The 19818-nt window shown below is 71.6% G+C and carries 18 protein-coding genes; 8 read left to right on the forward strand and 10 right to left on the reverse strand.

Annotated features, from left to right (window positions below; all coding sequences use genetic code 11):
* Positions 1-135: 135 nt before the first annotated feature.
* Together OG395_RS28580 and OG395_RS28585 are read left to right on the forward strand one after the other, a co-directional pair.
* Complete coding sequence (locus OG395_RS28580; protein ID WP_327249489.1) at positions 136-789, forward strand: response regulator transcription factor; 654 nt, start codon at positions 136-138, stop codon at positions 787-789.
* On the forward strand, positions 786-2012 hold the full coding sequence (locus OG395_RS28585) for a sensor histidine kinase (RefSeq protein WP_327245483.1): 1227 nt from the start codon (positions 786-788) through the stop codon (positions 2010-2012). The genes OG395_RS28580 and OG395_RS28585 overlap by 4 nt, the downstream gene beginning before the upstream one ends.
* Here OG395_RS28585 and OG395_RS28590 read toward each other — a convergent pair.
* The gene (locus OG395_RS28590; RefSeq protein ID WP_327245484.1) at positions 1943-3736 is read right to left on the reverse strand and encodes a VWA domain-containing protein; all 1794 of its coding nucleotides are present in this window, start codon (positions 3734-3736) and stop codon (positions 1943-1945) included. The genes OG395_RS28585 and OG395_RS28590 overlap by 70 nt on opposite strands.
* Before the next feature lie 237 nt (positions 3737-3973).
* Here OG395_RS28590 and OG395_RS28595 point away from each other — a divergent pair, with 237 nt between their 5' ends.
* Complete coding sequence (locus OG395_RS28595; protein ID WP_327245485.1) at positions 3974-6043, forward strand: PhoX family protein; 2070 nt, start codon at positions 3974-3976, stop codon at positions 6041-6043.
* A 19-nt stretch (positions 6044-6062) separates the two neighbouring features.
* Here OG395_RS28595 and OG395_RS28600 read toward each other — a convergent pair whose 3' ends face one another.
* Together OG395_RS28600 and OG395_RS28605 are read right to left on the reverse strand one after the other, a co-directional pair.
* The gene (locus OG395_RS28600; protein WP_327245486.1) at positions 6063-7034 is read right to left on the reverse strand and encodes a hypothetical protein; all 972 of its coding nucleotides are present in this window, start codon (positions 7032-7034) and stop codon (positions 6063-6065) included.
* Positions 7035-7087: 53 nt separating this feature from the next.
* Positions 7088-8569, reverse strand: coding sequence for an APC family permease (locus OG395_RS28605; protein WP_327245487.1), 1482 nt, complete (start codon positions 8567-8569; stop codon positions 7088-7090).
* A gap of 249 nt (positions 8570-8818) precedes the next feature.
* Between OG395_RS28605 and OG395_RS28610 the strand changes: the two genes are divergently transcribed.
* Positions 8819-9229 carry an RNA-binding S4 domain-containing protein gene (locus OG395_RS28610; protein WP_037701878.1) on the forward strand — a complete coding sequence of 137 codons (411 nt, stop codon included), beginning with the start codon at positions 8819-8821 and terminating at the stop codon, positions 9227-9229.
* Positions 9230-9286: 57 nt separating this feature from the next.
* Here the strand turns inward: OG395_RS28610 and OG395_RS28615 are convergent, their stop codons facing one another.
* From OG395_RS28615 to OG395_RS28630, 4 genes are all read right to left on the reverse strand, one after another.
* On the reverse strand, positions 9287-11263 hold the full coding sequence (locus tag OG395_RS28615) for an FUSC family protein (protein WP_327245488.1): 1977 nt from the start codon (positions 11261-11263) through the stop codon (positions 9287-9289).
* Between the two features lie 26 nt (positions 11264-11289).
* The gene (locus OG395_RS28620) at positions 11290-11415 is read right to left on the reverse strand and encodes a DUF2630 family protein (RefSeq protein WP_442818608.1); all 126 of its coding nucleotides are present in this window, start codon (positions 11413-11415) and stop codon (positions 11290-11292) included.
* A gap of 73 nt (positions 11416-11488) precedes the next feature.
* Positions 11489-12433 carry an NADP-dependent oxidoreductase gene (locus OG395_RS28625; RefSeq protein WP_327245489.1) on the reverse strand — a complete coding sequence of 315 codons (945 nt, stop codon included), beginning with the start codon at positions 12431-12433 and terminating at the stop codon, positions 11489-11491.
* A 257-nt stretch (positions 12434-12690) separates the two neighbouring features.
* Positions 12691-13578, reverse strand: a complete 888-nt coding sequence (locus OG395_RS28630) for a hypothetical protein (RefSeq protein WP_327245490.1) — start codon at positions 13576-13578, stop codon at positions 12691-12693.
* Positions 13579-13696: 118 nt separating this feature from the next.
* On the opposite strand from OG395_RS28630, the gene OG395_RS28635 reads away from it, so the two are divergent.
* Complete coding sequence (locus tag OG395_RS28635; protein ID WP_327245491.1) at positions 13697-14098, forward strand: hypothetical protein; 402 nt, start codon at positions 13697-13699, stop codon at positions 14096-14098.
* Positions 14099-14198: 100 nt separating this feature from the next.
* Positions 14199-15335 carry a MerR family transcriptional regulator gene (locus tag OG395_RS28640; RefSeq protein WP_327245492.1) on the forward strand — a complete coding sequence of 379 codons (1137 nt, stop codon included), beginning with the start codon at positions 14199-14201 and terminating at the stop codon, positions 15333-15335.
* Positions 15336-15402: 67 nt separating this feature from the next.
* On the opposite strand, the gene OG395_RS28645 is transcribed toward OG395_RS28640, so the two are convergent.
* The 3 genes from OG395_RS28645 to OG395_RS28655 form a co-directional block, all read right to left on the reverse strand.
* A complete protein-coding gene (locus tag OG395_RS28645) occupies positions 15403-15825 on the reverse strand; it encodes a universal stress protein (RefSeq protein WP_327245493.1) in 423 nt (140 codons plus the stop codon).
* Positions 15826-15951: 126 nt separating this feature from the next.
* Complete coding sequence (locus tag OG395_RS28650) at positions 15952-16602, reverse strand: FMN reductase (RefSeq protein WP_327245494.1); 651 nt, start codon at positions 16600-16602, stop codon at positions 15952-15954.
* Positions 16603-16608: 6 nt separating this feature from the next.
* Positions 16609-17691 carry an LLM class flavin-dependent oxidoreductase gene (locus OG395_RS28655; RefSeq protein ID WP_266983917.1) on the reverse strand — a complete coding sequence of 361 codons (1083 nt, stop codon included), beginning with the start codon at positions 17689-17691 and terminating at the stop codon, positions 16609-16611.
* A 167-nt stretch (positions 17692-17858) separates the two neighbouring features.
* Here OG395_RS28655 and OG395_RS28660 point away from each other — a divergent pair, with 167 nt between their 5' ends.
* Together OG395_RS28660 and trpS are read left to right on the forward strand one after the other, a co-directional pair.
* Positions 17859-17987, forward strand: a complete 129-nt coding sequence (locus tag OG395_RS28660; protein ID WP_234432866.1) for a DUF6126 family protein — start codon at positions 17859-17861, stop codon at positions 17985-17987.
* 507 nt (positions 17988-18494) lie between these two features.
* Complete coding sequence (gene trpS, locus OG395_RS28665) at positions 18495-19568, forward strand: tryptophan--tRNA ligase (protein ID WP_327245495.1); 1074 nt, start codon at positions 18495-18497, stop codon at positions 19566-19568.
* Positions 19569-19818: the final 250 nt, after the last annotated feature.

Consider the following 19818-nt stretch of genomic DNA (forward strand, 5'->3'; position numbering starts at 1 on the left):
ACGGCCCGAGGGTGATCCACTCACACCGATAACGGGCGCACGGTCGGTGGAGACCTTTGCGAAACATGCCTTCCGGTAGCAATGTCCCATCCTGGGAGGGAGTGGACACGCATGTACGAGGCAGGGGACATCACGATGCGGGTACTGGTCGCCGAGGACGAGGAGATCCTTGCGGAGCTCGTCGCCACCGGTCTGCGGCGGGCGGGGTTCGCCGTCGACACCGTCTACAGCGGGGACGCGGCCGTCGCCTACTTGGGGCTCCACGACTACGACGTCGTCGTACTCGACCGTGATCTGCCCCGGGTGCACGGTGACGACGTGGCGCGCGGACTCGTCGCCTCCGGCTCGCGCACCCGGATCCTGATGCTCACCGCTGCCGGTTCCATGGAGGACCGCGTCTCGGGTCTCGACCTCGGCGCGGACGACTATCTGGGCAAGCCCTTCGAGTTCCCGGAGCTGGTGTCGCGGGTACGGGCGCTGCGGCGGCGCAGTGCCCGGTCCGTGCCGCCGCAGCTGCAGCGGCACGGCGTGCGGCTCGACTCCGTACGGCGCACCGCGTCCCGTGACGGCCGGGAGCTGGACCTCTCGCCGAAGGAGTTCACCGTGCTGCAGCTGCTGCTGGAGGCGGACGGCGGGACGGTCAGCGCGGAGGAGCTCCTGGAGCGCGCCTGGGACGCCAATGCCGACCCGTTCACCGGCGCCGTCCGCGTCTGCATGAGCAAGCTGCGCGGGAAGCTCGGGGAGCCCGCCCTGATCCGTACGGTGCAGGGCGTGGGGTACGCCCTGTGAAGCGACCGTGGGTCGTGCGGCACGCCACGATCCGGACGCGGATCGCGCTCGTGTACGGCGGGGTGTTCCTGGTTCTCGGGACCGCGCTGCTCGCCACCGTCAACCTTGCCTCCCGCGCCGGTACGGACTCTCAGGCCCGCGCGATTGCCGCCACCGCCGCCGTCATCCAGCCGGGTTACGCGGTGAACGGTCCGCTCATCACCCGGCGGAGCCTCGGCCCGCCCACCGTCTACGACCTCACCGACCATGTCAGCGACGCGGCCGGCCACCAGTTGCTGATCTGGTCCGTGGCCGCGCTGCTCGTGATGACGGCGTGCGCGGTCGGGGTGGGCTGGTGGACCGCGGGGCGGGTGCTGCGGCCCGTCCACGCGATGACCGCGAAGGCGCGCCGCCTCTCCGAGCACACGCTGCACCAACGGATCGCGTCGAGCGGACCCGACGACGAGCTGAAGGAGCTCGGCGACACGCTGGACGCGCTGCTGGCCCGGCTGCAGAAGGCTTTCGACAGCCAGCGGCGGTTCATCGCCAACGCCTCGCACGAGCTGCGGACACCGCTGGCCACCCAGCGGGCCGCGATCCAGATCGGACTGGACGACCCGACCCCTGAGGATCTTGTACGGACGCGGGAGACGCTCCTCGACAACAACCGGCGCAGCGAGCGGCTCATCGAGGGGCTGCTGGTGCTGGCGCGCAGCGAGCGGGGGCTCGCGGCGGGCGAGCGGGACGCGGTCGATCTCGCGCAGGTGGTGGCGGAGGAGGCGGCCCGGTATCCGAGTGTGCGGGTCTCCGCGCAGCCGTGCGGGGTAAGGGGGAACCGGCTGCTGCTGGCCCAGTTGGTGGCCAACCTGCTGGCCAACGCGGTGACGTACAACGTGCCCGACGGGACGGTGGAGGTGTCCCTCGTGCGGGGCGGGGCCGGTGAGGGGGTCCTGGAGGTGTGCAACACCGGGCCGGTGGTGGCGGAGGCGGACATCCCGGGGTTCTTCGAGCCGTTCCGGCGGGGCGAGGGCCGCGACCGGATGGGTCCGGGCTCCGGCCTCGGTCTTTCGATCGTGCGTTCCATAGCGGTGGCGCACGACGGTACGGTCACGGCGGTGCCGCGCCCCGGGGGCGGGCTCGCCGTGACCGTACGTCTGCCGGTCGAACTGCCTGGTCAGCCCTTGTCGGCGGCGGTCTCGCGGGAGGCGAGCCAGGCGGGGAGCGCGGCAAGCAGCTCCTGGTAGAGCGTGGCGTCCGGCACCTCGCGCGGGGCGGGGCCCGCGTGGAAGAACGCGGCGTTCGGGGCGTCCAGCTTCCGCAGGAAGTCGAAGCCCTTCGCGTCCTCCTCGCCGAACGCGACGAACTGGAAGAACAGCGGCAGCCGCGCGGCGTCGACGAGCGCCTGCTTGGCGGGCTGCTTGGTGTCCGGCGGGCCGTCCGTCTGGAAGATCACCAGGGCGGGGCCGGTGGCCTCCGACTTCTCGTAGTGCGCGACGACCTCCTCGACGGCGCGGTGGTAGCTGGTACGGCCCAGGCGGCCGAGCCCCGCGTGCAGCTCGTCGATCCGGCCCTCGTGAGCGGTGAGATCGACCGTGCCGGTGCCGTCGATGTCGGTCGAGAAGAAGACGACGGGCACGGTCGCGCTCTCGTCCAGGTGCGCGGCGAGTGCGAGCGTGCGGTCGCCCAGGTGCTGGGCGCTGCCGTCCTTGTAGAACGGCCGCATGGAGCCGGAACGGTCGAGCACCAGATAGACGGTGGCGCGGAGGCCGGTCAGCCCGTGCGCCTCCAGCGCGGCCTGGGCAGCCTTGTACGGCTCGGCGAGCGCAGGCGCACTGGACGTGACCCGGGCGAGGGGGAGGGCAGGGGTGGTCCCGTCGGAGGCGGGTGCGGGGGCCTCGACGGGCGCGTCGGTGACGGGGGCCTCTGCGGCCGGTTCCGGTGCGGGCTCGGGGTCGACCGCGGCGGCAACCGGTGCGGGCTCGGGTGCGGAGGCGGGGGCGGTCGGCTCGCTCTCGGCCGGCGTCTCCGGCTCGGCCACGGGCTCGGCCACGGCCGCCACGACGACCGTCTCCGGCTCGGCCGGGGTCTCCGGTGCGGTCGGCTCGGGCTCGGCCGGGGTCTCCGGCACGGCGACCACGGCGACCACGGCGACCGGCTCGGCCTCGGGCTCAACCTGGGCTTCGGCGGCGACCGGTTCGGTCTCGGCGACGGCCTCCGGCTGGGCCTCGGCGGCGACCTGTGCGGCCTCGTCCTCGCCCTTGGCCGCGACCGGCTCAGCCTCGGGCTCGGCCTCGGCCTCGGCCTCGGCGGTGGCCTCCCGCTGGATCTCGGCGGCGACCGGCTCGGCCTCAACCTCCACTGCGGCAGGCTCCGCTTCAACCTGGGCCTCGGCAACAACCGGCTCAGCCTTGGCAGCGACCGGCTCGGCCTCGGGCACCGCAGTGACCGCCTCCGCTTCCGGCTCCACCGCAGCCTCGGCAGCAGCCTCCGGCTCGACTTCGGCGGCGACCGGCTCGCTCTCGGCGGCGTCCTCCGGCTTGGCCTCGGCGGCGACCGGCTCGGCTTCGGCCTCGGCAGCAACCGGCTCCGCTTCCGGCTCCGCAGCGCTCGCCTCCGCGACCGGCTCCACCGAGGCCACGGCCGGCTCCGGGGCCGAGCCCTGGGCCGGGACTGTGGGGGTGGACTTCGGGGTGGGGGCCGACGCCTTGTCGAAGGCCTCCGCCACCAGGTCCGCCGCCAGTCCGCTCTCGGGTGAGGTGGACCGGCGCGAGGCGGGAGCGGGCACCGAGGCCTTGGCGGGCGGGGTGGATGCCGCCACCGTCTCGTCCGCCGTCACCGTTACCGCGACGGGCTCCGACTTTGTCGGCCCGGTGCGCTCCGTCTGGGGCGGGACCGTGGCCGTCGTCGGTTCGTCCTGCTCCGCGCGGTCGCGGCCGAACACCTTGCGCAGCAAGCTCCGAATGCCCATGGGCGAGGCCTTTCGCATGAGTTGGGTGCGATGAATGTCCGTACTGCGGGAATTTATCCCTGGCCAGGGCGGATACGTAAGGTTAGCGGCCGGATCCGGCCGTTCGTTGGTGCGGCCCGCGCCCGTGTCAAACGGGCAGCGGTGGCCCTGACTTCACTCCCCGTTCATGCGGAGTCCCTCGTACCGCGTGACAGCGCACCTACCGTCACGCGAGACACACATATGGAGGGAAATCACGTGCGCAACCTGCTGCCGCTCATCAGCTCGCACCCGGGCGGGCGCTCTGCGCTGACCTGCCGCTACCGCTGTGGCGACGCCTGCTTCCAGGAGATTCCGAACACCAGCGACAACGAATACGTCGGCGATGTCATTGCCGGTGCCCTTTCGCGCCGTTCGATGATGCGTGCCGCAGCCGTGGTGACCGTTGCCGCGGCCGCCGGGACGACCGTTCTGGCCGGCCCGGCCGCGCCGCAGGCCGAGGCCGCCGCGCTCGCGGGCCACGGGCACACGCCGGACAGGCCGACGACTCCCGCCGCCTCAGGCGCCCGTGGCCTGCGCTTCGCACCCGTCGCGCCGAACAAGGACGACAAGGTCACCGTCCCGGACGGCTACGGCCAGAACGTCGTGATCCGCTGGGGCGAGCCGATTCTGCGCGGTGCGCCCGCCTTCGACCCGGACAAGCAGTCCGCGAAGGCGCAGGCGGGCCAGTTCGGTTACAACAACGACTTCCTCTCCCTGCTCCCGCTCGGCGGTGAGCACGGCCGCCAGGTTCTGGTCGCCAACCATGAGTACACGGACGAGAACCTCATGTTCCGTGGCTACGATCCGGCCAACCCGACCCGCGAGCAGGTCGAGATCGCCTGGGCCGCGCACGGACTGTCCGTAGTCGTCGTCCAGGACGAGAGCCGCACCGGCAAGCTGTCGCCGGTCAGCCGCCACCCGCTGAACCGCCGCCTCACCGCGACCAGTGAGTTCAAGGTCACCGGCCCGGCCGCGGGCAGTCCCCTGCTCCGTACGTCCGTCGACAGCACCGGCCGCAAGGTGCTCGGCACGCTCAACAACTGCGCGGGTGGCACGACCCCGTGGGGCACCACGCTGCACGGCGAGGAGAACTTCAACCAGTACTTCGCCAACGGCTCCAGCGACACCGACAAGCGGTACGGCATCGCGGCCGGTGCCACCGAGCGCAAGTGGGAGCGTTTCGACAAGCGGTTCGACCTGGCGCAGGAGCCGAACGAGGCGCACCGCTTCGGCTGGGTGGTCGAGCTCGACCCGTACGACCCGGACGCGACGCCGCGCAAGCGCACCGCGCTCGGCCGCTTCAAGCACGAGGCCGCACAGCCCCGCCTGACCGCCGACGGCCGGCCGGTCGTCTACATGGGCGACGACGAACGCTTCGACTACTTCTACAAGTTCGTATCGTCGAAGAAGATGAAGAAGGGGAACTCGCGGGCCGCCCGCGAGCACAACCTCACCCTCCTGGACGAGGGGACTCTGTACGTCGCCAGGTTGACCGGCGACTCCCCGGCCGCCGAGATCGACGGCACCGGGAAGCTTCCCTCCGACGGTGAGTTCGACGGCAGTGGCGTCTGGATCCCACTGGCGACGGGCAACACCTCCCACGTGCCCGGGATGACCGCCGAGGAGGTGTACGTCTTCACGCGGCTGGCCGGTGACAAGGTCGGCGCCACGAAGATGGACCGCCCCGAGGACGTCGAGCCGTCGCCGCGCACCGGCCGGGTCTATGTCGTGCTGACGAACAACACCGACCGCGGCAAGCCGGGCAAGGCGGGCGTCGACGAGGCGAACCCGCGCAACCTGAACAAGCACGGCCAGATCCTGGAGCTCGCGGAGTACGGGGACGACCCGGCGGGCGACGGGTTCGCCTGGCGGCTGTTCCTCGTCGCGGGCGACCCGAACGACCCGGCGACGTACTTCTCCGGCTTCCCCAAGGAGAAGGTCAGCCCCATCTCCTGCCCGGACAACGTGGCGTTCGACCCGCACGGCAACCTGTGGATCGCCACGGACGGCAACCAGCTCGGCTCGCACGACGGCCTGTTCGGGGTCGCCACCCAGGGCGAGCGGCGCGGTGAGCTCAAGCAGTTCCTGACCGTGCCGAGCGGCGCAGAGACCTGCGGTCCGCTGGTCCAGGACCGCCGGGTGCTCGTCGCGGTCCAGCACCCGGGCGAGATCGATGGCGCGTCCGTCGAGAAGCCGGCGAGCAGCTGGCCGGACGGTCCGGGCAGGATCGTGCGCCCGTCGGTCGTCGCCGTCTGGCGCAAGGACGGCCGCGACATCGGCGTCTGAGCCCCACCCGCGCAAGCGTTCACGCGGTGGCGACCTGGCGGCGCCACCGCGTGAACTGCGCCTCCGCGTCCCCCGTGTAGGACCACGGCACCCGCACTGCCCGGCCGTCCAGCAGCCGGAACGCGTCCGCGGCCTCCGCGGGCCGCCCCGCGTAACAGGCTGCGTGCGCGAAGTAGTTCAGCTCGCCGACTTCCTCCGGGGGCACCGGCCCCGCCGCACGCATCCCGAGCCACCGCTCCCAGGTGCGGCACACCTCGGTCACCGCAAGCTCGTGGTCCCAGTGCTGCTGCCCGGTGCGCGGCGCCACGACAGGCCGCCCGTGCGTGGCATCCGAGACGTACCGGTACTCCTCGACCCTGGCGATCTGCACCAGCACCGGAAGCGACGAACCGGGCGGCGCCGCGCCCGCCGCGTCGCGCGCGAAGTCGTACATGGTGCCGTGGGTGCCGTGCCAGCGCGCCGAGTAGTAGCGCAGCAGCTGTGTGTGCCCCTCCATGTGGTGGGGGTCGCGGCGCAGCAGTTCGTCCCACCACTGCGTGATCCGGCACCGGGCCCCGTCCTCGTACAGCCGCGCCACGGTCAGCAGTGACGCCCACGGCATCGGGTCGGACGGGCAGGCCTCGGCGGCCCGCAGGCAGCACCGGACGACCCGGTCCACCCGGTCCTGGTCGACGGCGATGCCGCGGCCCGCCATGACGGCCCGCCCGAAGAGCCGTACGACGTCGGTCGCCGCCTTCAGCACATGCGCGTCGGCGTTCTTCGGTTCGGCGGCGAGCCAGGTCTCCACGGTGGAGCTGCCCGCGGCGGCGTGGGCGAGCAGCCGGGTCCGGTGGGTGCGCAGGGCCCACGCGTTGCCGGTGGCCTGCAGCAGATCGCGTACGCCCTGCCAGCGGCCGATGACGATGTCCTGGCGGGCCGCGGTGAGCGACCGGTCGCCGAAATCCGGGTCGAAGCGCACGGGTGGGGGGGTGCGGCGTCGGCGTACAGCCATGCTCGGAGGGTCGTCTCCTCTCGGGGCCGGTGGGGGGGGGGAGGGGCCGGGGATCAGAAGTCGGTGACGATCGTGGCGGAATCGGTGTAACCGGACGAATCCTCGGCCTGCACGGTCCGCGAGGCATCGAGTTTCGCCGGACGGTAGTACGAGCTGCCGCGCCGCCGGTACCAGAGCATCGGGACGACACCCATGGCGAGACCGCCGAGGCCGAGCGCGAGCGCCGTTCTGCTGAAGTCGCCGAGCGCCTCGAAGAAGATCCAGAACATGAAGAGCGAGCCGGTCAGCGGCCAGAGCCCGCCGAGGACGAAGTCCGGGACCGAGCGGAGGAGCAGTTTGCGGTACGCGACGACGGCGGCCAGCCCCGCGAGCCCGTAGTACACGGCGATCTGCAGCCCGATGGCCTGCACGGCCACCCCCAGGATCCGTTGCACGTGGCCGAGGGCGAGCGAGGCGAGGATCAGGACGAGGGCGACCCCGCCCACGGCCGCGACAGCCACCCACGGCGTGTTCCAGCTGCGGTGCACCCGGCCGAACGCGGCGGGCATCGTGCGGTCGCGGCCCATCGCGAACAGGGAGCGCGTGACCTGGATGAGCGTGGTCTGCAGGGTCGCAACGGTGGACAGCATCACCGCCACCACCAGAAGTTTTCCGCCGACGCCGGGCCACACCTTCTCCCCGAGCACGGTCAGTACGTTGGCGCTGTGCTGCTGGATGTCGTCGGGGGAGAGAATCACGTTCACCGCGATCGCGAACACTTCGACGAGCGCGAAGACGGTGAGCACGCCGATGATCCCGGCCAGCCCCGCGGTGCGGCGGCTGTCGCGGGTCTCCTCGCTGAGGTTGCCGGTGACGTCCCAGCCCCAGTAGTAGAACGCGGCGATCAGCGCGCCGGAGGCGAAGCCGGAGACCCCGTCGAAGTGCCCGAAGCCGAGCCAGGACCATTCGAAGGCATGTGCGGCACCGGCCCCGGTGCCCGAGGAGCCTCGGACCAGCGCGACGACCGCGAAGAGCAGCAGGATCACCAGCTCGACCCCGGAGATGAGCAGCTGCGTTCGGGCACTGAGCCGGGCACCGCCGAGCACGACGAGCAGCATCAGCAGGAACCAGCCCGCCCCGATGAGGGTGGCGAGTGTCGTGTTGTCGGCGAAGCGCGAGTCGATGACGGTCAGCGTCATCGTCCCCGCGGGCAGCGATCCGGCGACCATGAACAGGGTCGCCGCGACGACCAGCGCCCAGCCGCTGAGGAAGCCGAGGAACGGGTGCAGGGTCCTGCCGACCCAGGAGTAGCCGGCGCCCGCGTTGACGTCGATCCGGCCGAGCTGCCGGTAGGCGAGGGCGATGCCGAGCATCGGTATCGCGCAGTACAGCAGGGCGGCGGGCGCGCCGAGACCGACCGTACCGACGAGCACGGCACTGGTGGCGGCCAGCGAATAGGCGGGGGCGCTGCCCGCGACCGCCATCACGATCGTGTTGAACGTACCGAGGACATTGGGCTGGAGCCCACGGCCGGGCCGGGCGGGCGTGCTGCGCATCGCTGTTCTCAACTGCTTCCGGAGGTACGGCGTGCCCGGCGGAGTCCCCGTACATCCTTCAGCGGCACGACATATGGCGGCATGTCAGAAACAGATCTCCGAAACTCCGAACGGATGTGGTCAGTCCGTTCAGGAAGATCGTCCGCATCGTAGTCCCGTGGTTACAGCTGTGTCGGCTTGGGCGGTACGAGTGTTACGTGACTCCCGTACGAGGTTCACAGTTCGGGCGGAAGGCCTACAGTCGGAGACATGGTTTCGGGTGAGGCACCGCAGGCGGAGGGAAGCGTCCGCGTCGACAGCTGGATCTGGTCGGTACGGCTGACCAAGACCCGCTCGCAGGCCGCTGCCGCCTGTCGCGCGGGGCACGTCAAGGTCAACGGGGACCGTGCCAAGCCGGCGCAGACCCTGCATGTGGGGGACGAGGTACGGCTCCGGCACGCCGGCCGCGACCGGATCGTCGTCGTGTCCAGGATCGTGAAGAAGCGGGTCGGCCCGCCGGTGGCGGCGGAGTGCTTCGTCGACAACAGCCCGCCCCCGCCGCCGCGCGAAGCGGTCATCCAGGTGCCGGTCCGCGACCGCGGCACGGGCCGCCCGACCAAGCGCGACCGCCGCGAGATGGAACGCCTGCAGAGCCGCGGCCACGGGGACCGGCCGGCCTGAGCCGTCCCCCTGGACGGCGGGCGTGACGCGTTCGTCCGAGCCCGCGTCCGCCTGCGTCTACGGCTGCGGTGAGGCGATCGCCCGCGCCGCCGCGACCTCCTGGCGCAGCGGCGCAAGTACCCCCACCTCGTCGCCCGGCAGCTCGGTCCGTACGCTCACCAGGTCCTCGCTCGCCCGCAGCCCCTCCGCCAATTCCCGGAGCTGCTGCTGGATCTCGGCCACTTCCTCCGGCGCCGGTTCCGGTGCACCGTGATCGACCCGGACCCGTGCCGCCGTCGCCGCGTCCACGATCCGCTCGACCGCGACGACCAGGGGCCACCAGGCGGCGGCCCGGGTGCCGACCGGGGGCGGTTCCGTCAGGGCGCGCTGGAACTCGGACCGTACGGAGGACAGATCGCGGTAGATGCGGCGCCGCGCCCGTACCCGTTCCGCCTGGTCGACGGGGGAGATCCGCTCGCCCCCGCGACCGTCACTGCCCGGGTCGAAGGCGTACGCCACATAGTCGGCGATGTCCGCGACCGCGTTCGCGAGCCGGTGTCCGATCCGGGTGTGCCAGCTCTCCGGCCACAGCAGATAGCCCGCCACGAGCACGATCGCGCAGCCGAGGAGACTGTCCACCAGGCGCGGCTCGACCAGGGCGACGCCCTGGTGGTTCAGCACGTCGGACAGCAGCAGGATGACCGGCGTGATGGCCGCGGTCTGGAATGCGTACCCCTTGGCCGTGAACGCCGGGATCAGCGCGGCCAGCACCACCATCACGAGTACGTCCCACCACCCGATCGGCACCGCGGTGAGGATCGGCGTGGCGATGACGAGACCGGCCGCCGTGCCCAGGGCGCGCAGCACCGCACGCGAGAAGACCGAGCCGAAGTCCGGCTTCAGCACGAACGTGACGGTCAGCGCCACCCAGTAGGAGCGGTCCACGGCGACCAGCGAGGTCAGCGCCTGGGCCAGGCCGATGCAGAGGGCCAGTCGCAGTCCGTACCGCCAGGACGTCCCGGAGAACAGCACGGCCCGGGTCGCCCGCCGCATCCGTACCCCCAGCGCGGCGGGGCGTCCGAGCCGGTCGTCGACGTTGTACGGATCGACGTCGGCGTTGTGCACGACGGCGGCCGCGTGACGCAGCGCGCTGTCCACGGCCCGGGTGGCGGGCGAGTCGGGCGCGGGCAGCTCCGGTTCGGCGCCCCCGGTGCGGCTCTCTTCGACGGCCGCCGCCAGTTCCCTCACCGCCGCCGGGATCGCGTCGGGCAGCCGGGACCGCCGCACATGCACCGCGGGCGCCGCCTCGACGAGCGGGATGACCACATTGAGCTGGGCGAGCAGCCGCACCATCGCGGCGCTGCGCCCGTGGTAGCGGGCCCGGCGGGCGAGGATCAGGTCGTACGAGGTGTTCAGCGACTGGGTGACCGCCTGCCGCCGCTTCTCGTACCCGTCGGTGCCCGCGGCGGCCAGCAGATCGGCGACGGCGAGGTACGTGTCCGCGACCGCGACCCGCTCCGGCAGTTTCCGCCGCATCGGCCAGGCCAGCAGCGTCAGGGCGAGCACGAACAGTCCACCGAGCGTCAGCAGCAGCGGCGCCACCCACCAGGGGGCCGGCAGGGGCAGTCCGGCTCCGACGACCGAGTTGAGCAGGAGCAGCAGCCCGGACACGGAGGCGACCGCGCCGATCGTCGACATCATCCCGGAGAGCAGCCCGACGGCGGTCAGCACGGCGACGGCCGCCCAGCCGGTCCCGTACACCAGCGTGCCGAGCATGATGCCGACCGCGCCGAACAGCTGTGGCACGGCGATGTTCAGGACCCGCATCCGGTACGCGTCGGCGGTGTCGCCGATGACGCCGGAGAGCGCGCCCATGGAGACGAGCGCGCCGTAGGCCGGCCGGTCGAGCGCGAAGCCGACGGCCAGCGGTCCGGCCATGGCGATGGAGGCACGGACGGCGGCGGCCCACGGGATGGGAGCGGAGAGCGGACGGAGCCCGCTCAGCAGCCAGCTCGGTGGTGCGGCACGCTTCCGTTCCGCCTCGGCCTCTGCCAACGGGCTCCCCCTACGACGACGTGCGGTCAGCTCCGGTAGCCCTCTGCTTCGTCGGCGGGACGGACCCTCACCGCGTTCGGGTCGTCGCCGAACTCGCTGAGGGCGCGACGCTGCCGCAGCAGGTCCCAGCACTGATCGAGTTGGACCTCCACCGTACGCAGGTGCGACGTCTCGTCGGCCCGGAGGCTCGTCCCTGTCGTCTCCCCCGGAATTTCTGAACGCGGGTCAGAGTGCGAACAGGGTCTTGCCGCGGGCGCCGCCCGTGCGGTTGCGGTCGAGCGCCTGCGGGGCCTTCTCCAGCGGGAGTTCGATGTCGATGGGCACCTTGAGTACGCCCTCCAGGGCCCCCGTCGCCAGGACGTCGAGCAGCACGGGTGTCGGCTCCAGGCGGAAGTCGATACCGCTGACACCGGCGGGAAGGGCGGCCCGCCAGGCGACGCCCCGCGTGGAGACGGCCACACCCCCGGCCCGTACCAGTGCCGCATGTGCCACGAAGCCGTCCGGGGTGGTGGACACCAGGTCGACGAGCGCATCGACGCCTTCCGGGCACGCCTCCCGTACCGCCGCTTCGAGCGGAAGGGCCGTCGTGTCGATCGTGACCGTGGCGCCGAGCGCCCTCATCCGCCCGCGCTCGTCGCCGCGCACGGCGGCGAGGACGCGCAGGTCCCGGGCGGACGCGAGCTGGGTCAGATAGCTGCCGACGCCGCCCGCCGCCCCGATGACGAGCAGACTCTCGTGGCCGCGGAGCACCGCGGTCTCCAGGAGCTGCGCCGCGGCCATCCCGGCGGACGGCAGCGCCGCAGCGGTCCGGAGCGGGAGACCGTCCGGGACCAGGGTGATCGTGGAGTCCTGCGGGACGGACACGTAGTCGCAGTACGTGCCCGCGCCGGCCGGCGATCCGCTCACCCGGCCGAAGACCTCGTCGCCGACCCGGAAGCGGTTCTCGCCGCTGCCGATCATGTCCACCCGACCCGCGTAGTCCACGCCGACGACCAGCGGGAACACCGGCTCCGCAGCCCCTTCCGGGGCGTTGTCCGCGATCTGCCAGTCGCACGGGTTGAGCGCGGCGTACACGATCTTCACCCGCACCTCGCCGGCCCGGGGATCCGGCTTGGGAAGCTCGATCAGTGAAGGATCGGCCCGGAACGCGCTGACGGCTATGGCTCGCATACGGAAGACCTCTCAGTCGACCTCGACGGTCACGCAGTCCTGGACTCCACTCTTGCCCGGCCCGCTCGCCGCCGCACGTCGAACCGGGCGCGGCGTCCGGCGCTCAGAGCCTGTCGGCGTGCAGGTCGAGCCCGACGAGGAGCGCGGGTCGCCTGCGCGTACCCGTACCGGCGGGCTCGGTGCTGTTCACAGGGGGGCCTTTCGCAAGGACCGGGCAGAGGGCTGCCCGCATCCTCTCCCGGGCGGGGTGGGCCGGATCAAGCCCGTGCGGAGGACCCCCGCCCCGCCCACACCCGCGCGACCATCGCACACAGCGCCACTGCCAGCCCCGCACCGAGGACGATCCACACCGTCGTGCGGAGCGAAGCCGTCAGCGCGTCGTAGACCGCCGCCGCCGCGTCGTGGTCGCTGCCCGGCACCCCGGCCAGCACCCGGTTCCGGGCGATGGCGATCAGTGCGCGCAGCACCAGCGCACCGAGGGCGAATCCGAGCCCGACGAGCGCCATGGCCGTCAGTGCGGAATGGGCGGCGCCCCGCCGTCCCGGCAGGCCGCGTACCGCCGCGACGGCCACGGCCGCGAGAGCGAACAACACGGTCCCGACGGCGGGCCAGATGCTGCCGGCGCGGAGCAGGCGGAAGGTGTGGCGCAGCTGGTCGGCGCGGTCGGCGGAGATCAGCGTGATCTCGGTGTGCTGGACCGGGATCCGGTCGGCGAGCGGCACCCCGCTGTCCAGCAGATTGTGTTTGACCTGCTCCGACACCGGCGCCAGATCGATGGTCACTGCCTCGCCGGTGTTTCCGTTCAGCGCGGCGGTGATCGCCTGGTGGGCGGTGCGGTTGGCGGCGTCCCAAGCGGTACGGAAGGCATCGGTGGTGGTGAACGACTGCACCGCCTCGTACAGGAAGCCCCGTACGGTGTCCTGGAGCGGCCCGGCGTCGATCTGCTTCATCGCCTCGTCGGTGATCAGACCGGCCACGATGGCCCGTACATCGGGGTCGGAGGCGAGCGGTTCCACCGCGGCGACGTACCGGTCCGTGTTGTCGATCTCCAGATCGACCCAGGCGGCCAGCGCACTCAGCGGGACGAGAACGGCGAGCAGCACAAGCAGTACCGTCGACAACGCCACCGAGAGAGAGGTCCGCACCCCTCAAGGGAATCCCGGACGGCAGCGGTGCGCTCCGGGCGGTGCGCCATTCGAGTTGCCGGGCCCCACGACGGGGTGTGCCCTGGAGGGAACGGGGTGACGGAAGGAGCTTTCGGCCATGACGACACACGCTTCGATGCCGACGCGGAGGCGCACGCGGGCGCGCCCCCACCGCCCCAGCACACTCAGCTGGGCCATGCCCGTCGCCCTCGGCGTGATCGCGGGCTGGTGGGCGACGTCCATCGTGCGCGGCGGCGGTGTGCTCACCGGCACGCAGCTCGCGCTCGGTCTGATCACCGGCGCCGTGCTGGCGGCGCTCTGCTACGGCCTCGGCCGGGTACAGAAGCGGCTGCCGACGGGAACCAAGGCCACCGCCTACGGCGTGCTGTTCGGCGGTACGGTCGGCTTCCTGTACAGCCTGTCCGACAAGAGCGTGCTCGCGTCCTCCGTCCTGGCCCTGGTGACCGGAGCCGCGATGTGGGTTTGCGCCTTCTACGCGTTCCACGTGACGGAGGACTGACTCCGCGCCCCGTCTCCTCCTTCATCCTTGACCTTCTCCGCGGGGGAAGCCCCAGCATCGGCGGGGCCGGGCGGGACCGTCCGGTACGAGGAGGTCTGCGGTGGAACGCGAGGCGCGCACGAATGACGCCGCGGGTCTGGTGACGATCGGGGAGTTCGCCCGGTCGTCCCGGCTGTCCGCGAAGGCTCTGCGTCGCTACGACGAACTGGGACTGCTCAGGCCGGCCCTGGTCGACCCGGCGAACGGCTACCGGTACTACGACGGTTCGCAGCTCCGGACGGCCAGGCTGGTGGCGTGGCTTCGCCGGGTCGGCATGCCATTGGCCGGGATCAAGGAGGTGGTCGCGCTCGATGAGGGCGCGGCCGCTGCGGCGATCCGGGCGTACTGGGCACGGGTGGAGGCCGAGACGGCGGCCCGGCGGGACCTGGTGACCTTCCTCGTCGACCAGCTGTCAGCGGAGGAAGTCACCATGACGCAGGAGTACACAGCCCAGGAAGCCCTGGGGACGCTCGGAATCCGGTATGCGGCCCTGTCCGACCGGGGTGCGGTGCGCGGGACCAACCAGGACGCGGCGTTCGCCGGGGCCCGGCTGCTCGCGGTCGCCGACGGGTTCGGGGAACGCGGCGCCGGGGCGAGCACGGCAGCGATCGACGCGCTGAAGGGGGCGACACGGGATGCTGGGTCGGCCGGGGAACTCCTGAACGCCTTGAGGGACGCGGCGGACCTGGCCGCACAGGCGGTACGGGACGCGGTCGGAGCGGGCGGTGCGCCGGAAGAGTCGGGGACGACGCTGACCGCGATGGTCTGGACGGGTTCGCAGCTGGGCCTGGTGCACATAGGGGACTCGCGGGCGTATCTGCTGCGCGGTGGCGAACTGTTCCGGATCACGCACGACCACAGTCTGGTCCAGTCGATGATCGACGACGGTTCGCTCACAGAGGAGGAAGCCGCCTCGCATCCGCAGCGCGCCCTGCTGCTGGGCGCCCTGACGGGCGCCGCCGCGCAGGACCATGCCCCGGTGCGCCCGGATGTACACCTGCGGGAAGTCCGGTCCGGCGACCGCTATCTGCTCTGCTCGGACGGTCTGTCGGCGGTGGTCGACGGTGCGGAACTGGCCGGGGCACTCGGTGCGGCGGACGGCCCCGACACGGCCGTACGGGAGCTGGTCGCCCTGGCGGGTGTGGCGGGCGCCCCGGACAACGTGACGTGTGTCGTCGCGGACGTGGTGGAGCTGTAGGAAGGATTCGAGGAGGGGCGGCCCCGAACGGGACCGCCCCTCCTCTTCGTTCTTCGAGTTCACCCGGTCAGTCGCGGACGACCGTCACCGGGCACGGCGCGTGCTGAGTGACATGGAGGCTGACCGACCCGAGCAGGGTCGCCTTGAAGCCGCTGTATCCGCGTGCTCCGACGACCAGCAGGTTCGCGCCCTTCGCACGGTCCAGCAGGGCCTGCGCCGGGTTGCCGATCACCACGATCTTGCTGACCGCGGCCGCGCCCTCGGCGCCGAGGGCCTCCTCCAGCGCCTCGGTGAGCGAGACGATCGCCAGAGCCTGCGGATCGAAGTCCTCCGGCATACCCGGCATCATGGACGCCCAGCTGGTCGCGGGGTACTCCCAGCTGTTGACGGCCTCCACCGAGTCACCGGTCAGCTCGGCCTGGCGTACGGCCCAGTGCAGCGCCTTGATCGACGACTCGGAGCCGTCCACGCCCACCACGATCCTGCCCATCTCTGCCTCCAGCTCGGTTCAGCTCACATCTGCGTGATACACCTCACGGTGCACCTTTACGGGTAACTGTAATCAAACCGGACAGATGCTCTCCGGGTGGGTCCACCCCGCTCGAGCGGCGGCAGGTCAGTCCAGCCGCAGGTCGGCGAGTTGCTGCTCGAACGGCACCACCTCGTCGTCGAGCCCCGGTGCCCTGGACGCCCCGGAGACCGCCCGGCCGCCCGCGATCATCCCCGCGAGTTCGCCGCCCGCGCGCCGGATCCGGGACGGCAGCCCCTCGGTGTACTCGTCACCGGACGAGCCCCAGTCCTCCGACGCCGCGTACACGGACGTCGGTACGACGGTGGCTCGCAGGTAGGCGAAGAGCGGCCGCATCGCGTGCTCCAGGACGAGCGAGTGCCGACCGGTGCCGCCGGTCGCCGCGACGAGGACGGGCTTGCCGGTCAGCGCCGTGTTGTCGATCAGGTCGAAGAACGACTTGAACAGCCCGCTGTACGAGGCGGTGAAGACCGGCGACACGGCTATCAGGCCGTCCGCCGCCGTCACCGCGTCGATCGCCTCGCTCAGCGCCCGCGGTGGGAACCCCGTCACCAGGTGGTTCGCGATGTCGACGGCCAGATCGCGCAGGTCGATCACCCGGACCTCCACCGGCCGGTCCTGCTCGGCGGCCAGCCGCTCCCGGGCGGCGGCCGCCAGCCGGTCGGCCAGCAGCCGGGTCGACGACGGCTGGCTCAGCCCTGCGGACACCGCGACGATCTTCAGAGCCTCGTTCTGCATGGTGGGTCAGATCTCCTTCGTGCGGGCGGCGACGGCCGGGTGGACGGGGGCGGATTCCGGTACTCCGGCCGGCCGCATGTTGGCGAACTCCTTGCGCAGCACCGGGACGACCTCCTCGCCGAGGATGTCGAGCTGCTCCAGGACCGTCTTCAGGGGGAGTCCCGCGTGGTCCATCAGGAACAGCTGGCGCTGGTAGTCGCCGACGGCGTCACGGAACGACAGGGTCCGTTCGATGACCTCCTGCGGGGAGCCGACGGTCAGCGGCGTCTGCTGCGAGAAGTCCTCCAGGGAGGGGCCGTGCCCGTAGACCGGCGCGTTGTCGAAGTACGGGCGGAACTCCCGTACCGCGTCCTGCGAGTTCTTCCGCATGAACACCTGGCCGCCGAGGCCGACGATGGCCTGCTCGGCGGTGCCGTGCCCGTAGTGCGCGTACCGCTGCCGGTAGAGGTCCACCATCTTCTTGGTGTGCTCGATGGGCCAGAAGATGTTGTTGTGGAAGAACCCGTCGCCGTAGTACGCGGCCTGCTCCGCGATCTCCGGGGAGCGGATGGAACCGTGCCAGACGAACGGCGGGACGCCGTCCAGCGGGCGCGGGGTCGCGGTGAAGGACTGCAGGGGTGTACGGAACTTGCCCTCCCAGTCGACGACGTCCTCCCGCCACAGCTTGTGGAGCAGGGCGTAGTTCTCGATGGCGAGCGGGATGCCCTGGCGGATGTCCTTGCCGAACCACGGGTAGACCGGCCCGGTGTTCCCGCGCCCCATCATCAGGTCGACCCGGCCGTCCGCGAGGTGCTGCAGCGTCGCGTAGTCCTCGGCGATCTTCACCGGGTCATTGGTGGTGATCAGCGTCGTGGACGTCGAGAGGATCAGGTTCTCGGTGCGGGCGGCGATGTAGCCGAGCGTGGTCGTCGGCGAGGACGGGACGAACGGCGGGTTGTGGTGCTCGCCGGTCGCGAAGACGTCCAGGCCCACTTCCTCGGCCTTCAGGGCGATCGCGAGGGTCGCCTTGATCCGCTCGTGCTCGGTCGGTGTCCTGCCGGTGGTGGGGTCGGTGGTGACGTCTCCGACGGTGAAGATCCCGAACTCCATGGCGCCCGCCTCCGTGGGGGTGATGGTTGAACCTTGAACTACTTTCTCACACCCTACAACGGGGCACCCCTTCTCCCTATTCCGCCGCCCGGAGCGGGATCCCGGCGGTGCGTACTCTGGACGGGGAGACAGGCCGGGAACGCGCCGGCACGAAGGAGGCAGGGCCCGTGAGCGAGAGCGAGAGCTGGAAGGAGCGCGGTGTCGCGCTGCGCGTCTTCGTCTACGTCTTCGCCACGCATCTCTTCGCGGGCTTCGTCTACCTGCTGTTCTACGTGGGCGAGCACGCTCACAAGTGAGCCGCCCGCCGGGCGGAACGCCGACGGCCGCGAGGCTCCTCGCCGTGATTGCGGCAGGAACCCCCACCGCCGTGGGCTCGGGATTCGACGGTTCCCCTCGCGACATGCGGGGCGGTGAGCCCGGGAGAAGACAGCCCTGTTGCCCGGCATGCCCAGCGGGGCCCCGGGTCCCGGAGCGGGTACTGGCCACCGCCCGGCGGCACCGCACGATCACCAACCGTATGCCGCCCAGGTGTATTGACCTGCGCCCACAGGGAGGGGTTCGCGCTGCGACTGAAGCGGTACGGCCCGCCAAAGCCGGGTGGGCGGAGTTCGACCGCGTTACACTCGGCGCATGACCTCCGTACCGTGCCGAAACTGGTGGCGCTCCACTTAGGAGCGGCCGCCTCATCTGCACGGAACCAGGGCCGTTCGAAATGGACGGCCCTCTTCTCTGCCCTCGTACGGGTAAGGATGCCGCTCCGGGCGGGCCGTCCTCCACGCAACCAGCACCCGCGAGGAGAGACCATGACCACCGCTGCCACTGCCGCCGCCGCCGCACCCGTCACCACCCCCGCCCAGCGCCGCAGTGCCGAGCTGGAGCAGCAGATCCAGCAGGATCCCGGGCGGTTCCGGGTGATGACCGGAGACCGGCCCACCGGGGCGCTGCACCTCGGGCACTACTTCGGGACCCTTCACAACCGCGTCCGGCTCCAGGACCTCGGCGTGGACGTCTTCGTGATCATCGCCGACTATCAGGTGCTCACCGACCGGGACGTCGCCGACCGGCTCACCGAGCACATGGAGGGGATGCTGCTGGACTACCTGGCCATCGGCATCGACCCGGCCCGCACCACGATCTTCAACCACAGCGCCGTGCCCGCGCTGAACCAGCTGATGCTGCCGTTCCTCAGCCTCGTCTCCGTTGCCGAGCTGAACCGTAATCCCACGGTCAAGGACGAGATCGCGCACTCCCGGCAGTCCGCCGTCAGCGGGCTGATGTTCACGTATCCCGTGCATCAGGCCGCCGACATCCTGTTCTGCAAGGGCAACCTCGTCCCTGTCGGACAGGACCAGCTGCCGCACCTCGAAGTGACCCGGAGCGTCGCCCGCCGCTTCAACGAGCGGTACGGGACGGTCTTCCCGGAGCCGGACGCCCTGCTCTCCGCCGCGCCCCTCCTGCTCGGCACCGACGGCGGCAAGATGAGCAAGAGCCGGGGCAACTCGATCGCGCTCGGCGCCACCGCCGATGAGACCGCCCGGCTGATCCGCGGGGCGAAGACGGACACCGACCGGCACATCACGTACGAACCGGAGACCCGGCCCGAAGTGTCGGGGCTCGTACTTCTTGCCGCGCTCTGCCTCGACCGCGACCCGTACGAGGTCGCCGAGGAGATCGGAGACGGCGGTGGCGCCGTGCTCAAGCGGACCGTGACGGACGCCGTCAACGAGCGGCTGGCGCCGGTGCGTGCACGGCGGGCGGAGTACGCGCAGGACATGGCGTACGTACGGTCGGTCCTGCGGGCCGGCAACGAGCGAGCCAATGCCGTCGCCGAGGCCACGCTGGCGGAGGTGCGGGGGGTGATGGGGGGCGTGCTGTAGCGGATCCGGGCCAGGTCGGGGCAGCCGGGTCGGGGCAGCCGGGTCGGGTCGAGGCCGGCAGGCGTCGGTGAAGGACCGGCCCGTGTCCACCTCGGCCTGGGCCAGCCGGTCCTGTCGTCCGACGGCCGCGCCTCACTCCCGTCATCCACGAGCGGAGGCCGGCTGCGCCGGCCTCCGCCGCACGGCAGGCCGTCCACGCTCCTGGTGGTGGAAGGCATCACACCAGCAGGAGACCGCCGCACCGCTCGGC

It is taken from the genome of Streptomyces sp. NBC_01320 (genome assembly GCF_035974375.1).
Lineage (GTDB): Bacteria > Actinomycetota > Actinomycetes > Streptomycetales > Streptomycetaceae > Streptomyces > Streptomyces yanii.